This window comes from Acinetobacter sp. YH12116, from assembly GCF_013418895.1.
Classification (GTDB): domain Bacteria; phylum Pseudomonadota; class Gammaproteobacteria; order Pseudomonadales; family Moraxellaceae; genus Acinetobacter; species Acinetobacter indicus.
The window spans coordinates 1-10442 of the sequence record NZ_VPBE01000044.1 but is presented as its reverse complement, the minus strand read 5'-3'; the positions used below and the strand labels follow the sequence as shown (position 1 = coordinate 10442).

The 10442-nt window shown below is 47.3% G+C and carries 8 protein-coding genes and 1 pseudogene; 4 read left to right on the top strand and 5 right to left on the bottom strand.

Going from position 1 to position 10442, the window contains the following annotated elements; translation table 11 throughout:
• Nucleotides 1-157: 157 nt before the first annotated feature.
• From FTU54_RS14410 to FTU54_RS14395, 4 genes are all read right to left on the bottom strand, one after another.
• Nucleotides 158-490, bottom strand: coding sequence for a hypothetical protein (locus FTU54_RS14410; protein ID WP_104473664.1), 333 nt, complete (start codon nt 488-490; stop codon nt 158-160).
• 176 nt (nt 491-666) lie between these two features.
• The gene (locus tag FTU54_RS14405) at nt 667-2799 is read right to left on the bottom strand and encodes a 3-hydroxyacyl-CoA dehydrogenase NAD-binding domain-containing protein (RefSeq protein WP_180047409.1); all 2133 of its coding nucleotides are present in this window, start codon (nt 2797-2799) and stop codon (nt 667-669) included.
• A gap of 11 nt (nt 2800-2810) precedes the next feature.
• Complete coding sequence (locus FTU54_RS14400; RefSeq protein ID WP_180047408.1) at nt 2811-4016, bottom strand: acetyl-CoA C-acetyltransferase; 1206 nt, start codon at nt 4014-4016, stop codon at nt 2811-2813.
• Nucleotides 4017-4197: 181 nt separating this feature from the next.
• Nucleotides 4198-5208: an AraC family transcriptional regulator gene (locus FTU54_RS14395; RefSeq protein WP_034597576.1), complete on the bottom strand. Its 1011-nt coding sequence runs from the start codon at nt 5206-5208 to the stop codon at nt 4198-4200.
• A 216-nt stretch (nt 5209-5424) separates the two neighbouring features.
• Between FTU54_RS14395 and FTU54_RS14390 the strand changes: the two genes are divergently transcribed.
• The 4 genes from FTU54_RS14390 to FTU54_RS14375 all read left to right on the top strand — a co-directional run bounded on the left by FTU54_RS14390 (nt 5425) and on the right by FTU54_RS14375 (nt 10171).
• Nucleotides 5425-6543, top strand: a complete 1119-nt coding sequence (locus FTU54_RS14390) for a CaiB/BaiF CoA-transferase family protein (protein ID WP_180047407.1) — start codon at nt 5425-5427, stop codon at nt 6541-6543.
• A 277-nt stretch (nt 6544-6820) separates the two neighbouring features.
• A complete protein-coding gene (locus tag FTU54_RS14385; protein WP_016659814.1) occupies nt 6821-8464 on the top strand; it encodes a nitrite/sulfite reductase in 1644 nt (547 codons plus the stop codon).
• Entirely contained in the window at nt 8457-8942 is a 486-nt protein-coding gene (locus FTU54_RS14380) for a DUF934 domain-containing protein (protein WP_005175797.1), read from the top strand. The genes FTU54_RS14385 and FTU54_RS14380 overlap by 8 nt, the downstream gene beginning before the upstream one ends.
• 242 nt (nt 8943-9184) lie before the next feature.
• On the top strand, nt 9185-10171 hold the full coding sequence (locus FTU54_RS14375; protein ID WP_180047406.1) for a diaminopimelate dehydrogenase: 987 nt from the start codon (nt 9185-9187) through the stop codon (nt 10169-10171).
• Between the two features lie 71 nt (nt 10172-10242).
• Here FTU54_RS14375 and FTU54_RS15205 read toward each other — a convergent pair.
• Nucleotides 10243-10442: pseudogene (locus FTU54_RS15205) on the bottom strand (DDE transposase); the annotation flags it as partial.

Below are 10442 nucleotides of genomic sequence, written 5' to 3'. Positions count from 1 at the left end.
AATAATTCAAGTGAATTTGTTTGAAAGAAGAACTTTAAAAGCTTTATTTTCACCCGATAAAATACCCATAAAACAAGAGGAAGCTCAAATGAGCTTCCTCTTGTGAAAAATTGTGGGACAGCAATGACGTGAAGTCCGCTTTTTTAATATTTGCTGATTAGTGACCGTGTCCCGTGGTATCGCTATGGCTTTCATCCATGGCAGCGTGTTCCGCTTCGGTCATCTGATGCTGTTCTGCGCTGGCCGCCGCACGAGCTTCACGCGCTTCGCGGTCAGCCTGAGCTTTGGCCAAAGCCTCTTCAGACATGGCAGGCGCATTTTTAAACGCATGTTGCTGGGTGTTGTGTTTATTCTGCTGGCTTGGCATATAGTCCGGTTCATTGCTCACGGCAAGATAGAACAGGCCAAGAAATAACGCACCTAAAACCGAGAAAATAATAAGTGCTTTCCAACCCCAAGGAGATTTTTCTGGAGATGAGTGGTCGGTCATAACAAACTGCCCAATTGGATAAAAAGAAAACTGAATCTGTTGAAACTTTATAACATAATTATTTCAAAGTCCAAGCCAAGAAAATGCTTTCCTTGCGCCGAGGCGCGGCTCAATACTGTCGCCAGAACAGACAAGAGGCCCTAAAGGCCTCTTGAATACTACCAAGATGAATGGGTTTAAATTTGTTCGCCTTGCGCGACTTTATCTTTCAATAACTGCGGTGGGGCAAAACGCTCACCATAGCGTTGTTCCAGAGCTTGTGCTCGGTTTAACGCATCTTTTAGTCCATATTGATTCAGGAACTGCAGGGCACCACCTGTCCACGGGGCAAAACCAATCCCGAAAATCGAGCCGACGTTACCATCTACCACCGATTCCAGCACGCCTTCTTCCAGACAGCGCAAAGTATCCAGCGATTGGACAAACAGGAAGCGGTCAATCAGTTCCTGCTCATCGACAGTCTGCTCTTTTTTCCAGTAACTGAGGCCTTCCCAGAGCGATTTTTTGCCACCTTCAGGATAGTCATAGAACCCGGCGCCGGCTGCTTTACCTTTACGGTTAAACTGATGGATCATGGTTTCAATGACTTCATCTGCACCTGAGCGTGGGCGTTCTTTGCCTTCCGCCTGCAAGGCTTTGCGGGTTTCTGCCGCGACATGCTCGGATAAGGTCAGCGAGACTTCATCCTGAATCGCCAGCGGTCCAACAGGCATCCCGGCTTTGAGCGCGGCCATTTCAATTTTGGCCGGATGGATGCCCTCTGCCAGCATACGCAGACCTTCCTGCACAAAGGTACCAAACACACGGCTGGTAAAGAAACCACGACTGTCATTGACCACAATAGGCGTCTTGCCAATCTGCTGGACAAAGTCATAGGCCTTGGCCACGGTTTCACGATTGGTGTTCTGGCCTTTAATAATTTCAACCAGTTGCATCTTATCGACCGGACTAAAGAAATGCAGGCCAATAAAACGGCTTTGATCTTTCGCGGCTTGCGCCAGACCGCTAATGGGCAGGGTCGAGGTATTGGAGGCCATCACGCCATCGGCAGCCAGATAGCTTTCGGCTTCCTGGGTCACCTGTGCTTTTAATTGCTGATTTTCAAACACCGCTTCAATGATCAGGTCGCAGCTAGCCAGATCTGCCGCTGAGGCCGTTGGGGTAATGCGTGCCAGAATCTGGTCGCGTTTTTCCGCAGTCATCCGCCCTTGAGCAACTTTTTTATCCAGCAGTTTCTGGCTGTAGGCTTTGCCTTTTTCTGCATTTTCTATAGCAACATCTTTCAGGATAACCGCAATACCTTTAATGGCTGCAGCATAGGCAATTCCGGCACCCATCATTCCGGCACCTAAAATACCGACTTTTTTCGCCTGCCACTGCGGAATATTCTGTGGACGGCTGGCACCGGATTTAATGGCATTCAGGCCATGCCAGAAGGTACCAATCATATTTTTAGAGACTTGACCGGTTGCCAGATAGGTAAAATAACGTGATTCAATGGTCAGTGCGGTATCGACATCAACCTGTGCACCTTCGACCGCGGCCGACATAATTGCTTCCGGTGCTGGATAACAGCCTTTGGTCTTGTCACGTAAAATCGCCGGAGCAATCGCCAGCATCTGCGCCACCGCTGGATGTTTCGGATCACCGCCCGGAATTTTATAGCCTTTTACATCAAACGGTTGTTGTGATTTCGGATGTGCCTGAATCCAGTTGATGGCTTTTTGCAGCATTTCATCTGCTGAGTCGGCCGTGTCATGGATCAAGCCCAAAGACAGAGCTTTTTCTACCCCAAACTGTTTGCCTTCGATTAAAAATGGAAAAGCGGTTTGCAGGCCGAGCAGACGTACCATTCGCACGATGCCGCCGCCACCTGGTAGCAGGCCCAAAGTCACTTCCGGTAAACCGAATCTGGTTTTTGGGTCATTCAAGGCAATGCGGTGATGGCAGCCCAGCGCCAGTTCCCAGCCACCGCCAAGAGCTGTGCCATTTAAGGCAGCCACCACCGGAATACCACGCGTTTCGATATAACGCAGCTGGGCTTTCATGCCTTCCACCATCTGGAAAAAATCGCTGGCCTGTTCCGGTTGAGCCTGAATCAGTTCATCGAGATCACCGCCGGCAAAGAAGGTTTTTTTGGCCGAACGGAAGATAATTCCGGCAATCTGTTCATCGGCTTTGAGTTTTTCCACGGTTTCCGCCAAAGCTGCACGGAAATCTGCATTCATGGTGTTGGCGGACTGGTTTGGCGAGTCTAGCGTTAAGATTACAATATTGTCGGCGTTTTTTTCGAATTGAATAGCGCTCATGCGGCTCCTCCTTAAACCAGTTCAATAATGGTGGCAATACCCATACCGCCACCGACACATAAGGTGGCCAGACCACGTTTTTTGCCCTGACGTTCCAGCTCATCCAGCAGGGTGCCTAAAATCATGGCACCGGTGGCCCCGAGTGGATGACCCATGGCAATTGCACCGCCGTTGACATTGACTTTGGCCGGATCGACCTGCATCTCGTTAATAAACCGCATCACCACCGCCGCAAAAGCTTCATTGACTTCAAACAGGTCAATGTCCTCAATGCTTAAGCCAGCTTTGGCCAGAGCTTTACGGGATGCCGGTGCAGGACCGGTGAGCATGATGGTCGGGTCAGCACCAACCAGTGCTGTGGCCAGCACTTTGGCGCGTGGTTTCAAACCCTGTTCTTGCACGGCTTTTTCCGAGGCCAGTAACACCAGCGCGGCACCATCGACAATACCGGAGGAGTTACCAGCATGATGCACATGCTGAATTTTCTCGACTTCAGGATATTTTTGCAGGGCGATGGCATCAAAACCCATCTGTCCCATCATTTCAAAACTTGGATTGAGTTTGGCCAGGCCTTCCGCGGTGGTATTCGGCTTAATAAATTCATCTTTGGCTAGAATTACAACACCGGCTTTGTCCTTGACCGGCACAATTGAACGCTCAAAATGACCATTGGCCTGCGCAGCCGCGGCTTTCTTTTGTGACTGCTCGGCAAAGGCATCGACATCGGCGCGGCTATAGCCATCAATGCTGGCAATTAAATCGGCACCAATGCCTTGCGGGACAAATTCCGAGGCCATGTTGGTTTCCGGGTCCAGCGCCCACGGGCCACCATCCGAACCCATTGGTACGCGGGACATTGACTCCACTCCACCGGCGACGACCAGATCTTCCCAGCCAGAGCGGACTTTTTGCGCGGCCAAGTTCACGGCTTCTAGACCGGAGGCACAGAAACGGTTGATCTGCACACCTGCCACATCATTGTTCCAGCCGGCAGCAATCGCTGCTGTTTTGGCAATATCGGCACCCTGATCACCGACCGGTGTGACGCAGCCCAGCACAATATCATCGACCTGTGAAGTATCCAGCTGATGGCGCTGTTCTAATTCACGCAACAGGGTGGTGACCAGACTGATCGGTTTCACTTCATAGAGTGAACCATCTTTTTTTCCTTTTCCGCGTGGTGTGCGAATGGCATCAATAATATAAGCCTCGCTCATGTGCTATCCCTTTGATGAGTTTTAAATTGTTATGCTTTTTGAGTGTAATAATTAATTGATGAAGTGCAATGACGAGAACGGGCGAGGTCAGATGATGCTTTTCGCCAATAAAAAAAGCCCTCACTTGGCGGTGAGGGCGGAGAGGAAGATCAAACCTGAAAAGACGTTGTCTAAAAAATGTTTAGTGATAACCGTGTAACTGGCGATATAGCCCTGGTGTCACTCCAGTCCATTTTTTAAAGGCACGGTGGAAGGTACTGGTTTCACTAAAGCCGACCTGTTGCGCTACATCTTCTAGCGTCAGTTCCGGATTCAGCAACAGGTGAATCGCGGCATCACGACGTAAGGCATCTTTGACGCCCTGATAGCTTTTACCTTCGGCTGCCAGACGGCGGCGCAGGGTTTGCGGCGACAGATACAGCATTGAGGCAACATCATTCAAGGTTGGCATTTCTTCGCCAATCTGGCTCTTTAAGACATCACGAATTCGTGAAGTTAAAGAGTTGGTATTCTTGAATTTCACCAGTAACTGTGCCGGTGCCGCTTTCAGGAATTCTTCCAGGGTTTCTTCATTCTGGCGAATTGGCAAGTCCAGATAGTCGGCCGCAAAGGTAATTTCGGTACGCGGCATATCAAACTGCATCACTGGGGCGAAGAACAGCGCATCATATTCATCGGCATGGGCAGGGCGCTCATAACCAAAGTGGACACGTTCCAGCGGCAGACGGCGTTCAATTAACCACGATGCCAGACCATGCCAGATCATCAGCATACTTTCAGTAATAAAGTGGTCCGGGTCCATGCTCTTAGGAATTAACGGCACCAGACGGGCTTCGTGTTTGTCACGTTCCAGCGTCACCGACCATTCATCGCCAAACAGTTTATAGAACTGGGAGGACAGTTCTAAGGCATCACCCAAGGTTTTGGCATGGATGATCAGCTGGCACATGATGGCAAAAGTACCTAAGCGGCGGCCTTGAACATCAAAGCCGATGTGCTCGTCCTGAGTCACCATCCACAGCATTTTAATAAAACGGGTATATTGTTCTGGCGAGATTCGCGCTTTGGGCTGGCGTAACAGCTCGGCCTCAATACCCACGTGTGATAATAAGGTCTCGACGTCCATGCCTAGGCGTTTGACACCGGTTAGAGCCGCATTTACGAAGTGGATACTGATGGTATCGCGGCTCATATTAAAGCCTTCTGACTCTTTGTCTTTGGTAATCACGTATGTTTGACCTAAATGACATTAAAAATAAAGTTTTTGGCAATTTACTTGAGTTATTTTGCCATTTTACATATTAAATTGCCGAAATGATCAAGGTAAATGGCTGAACATGACATTGTGTTTATGCTTTTATATTTCTAAGATGATGAAAAAATCAACACAAATAGAGTAAAAACTCCAATGTCATACGCTTTAAACGGACTCAAAGTTTTAGATTTTTCCACCTTGTTACCCGGACCATTTGCCACGCTTTATCTGGCCGATTTAGGCGCAGAAGTGGTGCATATTGAATCACTGAACCGTCCCGATCTGGTCCGGCTATTTCCGCCCTATGCCAATGGCCAGGCGACTTCGCACAGTTACCTGAACCGCAATAAACAGTCGGTGACGCTGGATTTAAAAGACCCGGACAGCATTGCACAAATTAAAGCCAAAATTAAAGATTACGATATTGTGGTTGAGCAGTTTCGCCCTGGGGTAATGCAGCGTTTGGGGCTGGATTATGCCACATTGGCAGAAATTCATCCCGGACTGATTTATTGTTCCATTACCGGCTATGGACAAAGCGGTCCTTATCAGGCCAAGGCTGGACATGATATCAATTATTTAGCGCTTTCCGGTATTGCCGGGCATAGTGGCCGGGCACAGTCCGGGCCACCGCCAATGGGCATTCAGATTGCTGATGTTGCAGGTGGCTCACTACATGCGCTGGTCGGTATATTGGCCGCCGTCATTGAACGGCAAAGCAGCGGACAGGGACAATATATTGATATTTCCATGACTGACTGTGTGGCGGCCTTAAACAATATGGCTGCGGCAGCCAGCCTGGCCGGACAGGAACAGCAGCGTCCCGAAGCTGGCCATTTAAATGGCGCGATTTTTTATGACTATTATCGTACCTCAGATGGCCGCTATCTTTCGATCGGTGGTTTGGAGCCACAATTTATGCAAGGTCTGGCCGCGGTCCTGGAGTTGCCACTAATTGTGGAAAAAGGAAGTTCTTTTGATTCAGACGACCGGCAGGCGGTGAAACAGGCCATTGGCAATAAAATTCAATCCAAAAGCTGGGTAGAATGGCAGCAAATATTTGCCGAGCAGGATGTTTGTGTCGAACCGGTGCTGTATTTAGAAGAAGCGCTGCATTCACCACTGGCCCAGCAACGCGAATGGGTGGTTCAAGTGCCACTGGAACAGGACAGCCCAGACACTGAAGCGCAGTTGGCCTGCCCGATTAAATTCTCGCGCTCCAAAGCTCGTTATGATTTCCGTGGCCAAGGTTTGGGGCAGGGGAACTGGTAACGCGCCAGTCTATAAAAGAGGTTTATCAGCCAATATAAGATGTTTATCCAGACCCAAAAGTGAGGATAAACATCTTATGAAAAAAAATGCTAAATAACGCAAAAAATAATGAAAGATCCAGAAAGTAATAATGAATGGCTGCAAAGGCTTGCTTACAGCGCAAGTCCAGCTGACTTATCAATAAAATCGCTATGAAATATGTAAAAAACGCATTTTGTTGATAGATAAAATGTCGCTATCCTGTCGGTCGTTATAATGAAACTACTAGCTGTACGCCATGTATTTATATACTGATTTCGATCAGCAACTGATTAATGAACGTGTTGCGCAGTTCCGTGACCAGACGGAACGTTATTTAGCGGGCAAATTGACAGAAGATGAATATCGTCCACTTCGTCTCCAAAATGGTTTATATGTACAGCGCTATGCGCCAATGTTACGTATTGCCGTGCCTTATGGTTTAATGAGCTCGACCCAGCTGCGTAAAGTCGCTGCCTTGGCCAAGGCCTATGACCGTGGTTATGCCCACGTTTCAACACGTCAAAATATTCAGTTTAACTGGCCTGCACTAGAAAACGTGCCAGATATGCTGGCTGAACTGGCCACAGTTCAGATGCACGCGATTCAAACCTCAGGTAACTGTATCCGGAATACCACCACGGACCAGTATGCCGGTGTGGTCGCTGGTGAAATTGCCGATCCGCGTCCGACCTGTGAGCTGATCCGTCAATGGTCGACTTTCCATCCAGAATTTGCCTTCTTGCCACGTAAATTCAAGATTGCGGTATCTGCACTTGAAGAAATTGACCGTGCGGCAACTGCTTTCCATGATATTGGTGTGTATATTGTACGCAATGCAGCCGGCGAAATGGGCTATAAAATCATGGTTGGCGGTGGTTTGGGTCGTACCCCAATCATCGGTGCAGTGATTAAAGAATGGCTGCCACGTGAAGACTTAATTGCTTACTTGGAAGCAGTGCTGCGTGTCTATAACCTGCACGGCCGTCGTGATAACAAATATAAAGCACGTATCAAGATTCTGGTAAAAGCACTCACGCCAGAAGTATTTGCCGAGAAAGTTGAAGCTGAATTTGCACATACGGTGAAAACCTTAAAAGTCGATGCAGACACCCTGAAAAAAATGGATGAGAACTTTACGCCATTCGATTATCAGGACTATGCAGATGAGGACTTCACCGCGCTGTTTGCACAATATCCGAAGTTCAAGCAATGGTTTAACATCAATACCAATGCACACAAAGTGAAAGGCTACCGTATTGTCACCATTTCACTGAAACGTGCCGGTATTGCCCCGGGTGATGTCACCACGGAAGAAATGAACCTGATTGCCGACCTGGCTGATCAGTACACTTTCGGTGAATTACGTACTACACACGAGCAGAATATTGCGCTGGTAGATGTACCACAAAAAGACCTGTTTGCCTTATGGCAAACCCTGGATCAACACAATCTGGCGCGTGCGCACATTGGTTTCTTGACTGATATTATCTGCTGCCCAGGCGGTGATTTCTGCTCGCTGGCCAATGCCAAATCAATTCCAATTTCTGAAGCGATTTCACGCCGTTTTGATGATCTCGATACCATTTACAACCTGGGTAAACTGGATCTGAACATCTCCGGTTGTATGAATGCCTGTGGTCATCACCATGTCGGCAACATCGGGATTTTAGGTGTTGATAAAAAAGGCGCGGAATTCTACCAGATTACCCTGGGTGGTAATGCTGATCATGATGCCTCAATCGGTGACATCTTAGGGCCATCATTTGCTGCGGAAAAAGTGCCAGATGTGGTGGAAGAAATTTTAAATACTTATCTTGACCTGCGCCAGGAAGGTGAAGAGTTTATTGATACCTATCGCCGTGTTGGCATTCAACCATTTAAGGAGCGTGCATATGCTTAATACCGCACTACAAGTGCTCTCTAAAGATGGCACGATTGCAGACAATACTTACCAAATTATTGGTGAAGATGGCGTGTTACCACAAGGTGATGTGGTGTTGACTGTTGAGCAGCTCGATCAACTTGCTAATGTTTCAGGTAAAAAAGCATTGTACTTAACCGTAGATGCTTCGCCTGAAACCAATGAGTTTCCGTTAGATCAGCTCGATGCCATCTTTATTGAGTTTGCAGGCTTTAACGATGGTCGTGGTTATTCATTTGCAGCACTGCTTCGCCGTCAGGGTTTTGAAGGCGAACTCCGTGCCACAGGTGATGTATTTAAAGATGTACTGAACTATATGAAGCGTTCCGGTTTCGATACCTTCGTGATTAAAGAAGGTAAAGATATTCAGGAAGCGGCAGCCGGTCTGGGTGATTTTACCCATCCTTATCAGGCTTCGACGGCCGTGGCTCAGGCACGTTATCAAACGGGTGCTTAATTTCACCCGTTGCGAAAAACCTCCGGTCAGGAGGTTTTTTTGTTTTTATGCGATAGATTTAGATCAGCATCGCGACTGACTTTGCTTTAATTTGGTGCAAATACAACATTGTGGCACAATATGGTGCATTCTGTGAGCAGGCTGAATCATGGCTTGAATCCACAGAAGAAGCACCCAATCATCTTCGTTTTATGAATCTGATTTGGAAAAGTTTAACTATTAGCTTGAAGTGACTTGTCTGTATGCAACATTCTATTCGTATTGGTATTGCTGGTTATGGCAATTTAGGGCGTGGTGTGGAAACTGCCATTCAAAAGAATCCAGATTTACAGCTTGTGGGTATTTTTACTCGCCGTGCGCCTGAAACTGTTTCACCCTGCTTTACTGAAACCAAAGTTTTTCATATGGATGCATTGGTTGACTTCCAGAATCAGATTGATGTACTGATTTTATGTGGTGGATCGAAAGATGATTTGCCTAAACAGACCCCTGAATTAGCAAGTAAATTTAATACTGTCGACAGCTTTGATACACACGCACGTATTCCAGAGTTCTTTGATGCTGTAAATGCGCCAGCACTTGCGAACAAGAAAACAGCCATGATTTCGATTGGCTGGGACCCAGGTATGTTCTCCATCAATCGTTTGTTCGGTGAAGCATTACTTCCAGACGGTGAAACCTATACCTTCTGGGGTAAAGGTTTAAGTCAGGGTCACTCAGATGCGATTCGTCGTGTTGATGGTGTGAAAGCGGGTGTGCAATATACCCTTCCCTCCACCAATGCGATGGACAAGGTGCGTAGTGGTTCACGTCCAGAGTTAAGCACCCGAGATAAGCATACGCGTGAGTGCTATGTGGTACTTGAAGAAGGTGCAGACGCAGCCAAGGTTGAACAGGCCATTGTGACCATGCCGGACTATTTTGCTGATTACAATACAACGGTAAACTTCATTGATGAAGAAACTCTTCGTAATGAACACAATCGTATGCCACATGGTGGATTCGTGATTCGTAGTGGCAATACCAGCGATGCCCATAATCAAGTCATGGAATTCTCTTTGAAACTGGAGAGTAATCCTGAGTTTACGGCAAGCGTATTGGTGGCTTATGCACGTGCGTGTTACCGCATGAACCAGATGGGTCAGTACGGTGCGAAAACCGCATTTGATGTTGCACCAGGTTTATTGTCGATGAAGTCACCGGAACAACTGCGTAAAGAAATTCTTTAAGTATTAAAATTTAAACGGTTACTTTAATTGTGATGATAAAAAGCCTCTCCAAGTGGAGTAATGCCAGTCAGTTAAGAGATTGACTGGCTTTTTCTTGGGTATTTTTGAGGTTTTCCTTTTACAACCCTTGGATAACTCCTCATCCTTCTCTCAGGTATAACATACCGATTAGATTTCTCCATTAAACTTTCCAGATGTTTGGGTAGATTACCTGCAGAAGCCAAAGAGTCGAATCTGAGTAAATTAAGAAGGGCAATAGATGCAATATGAA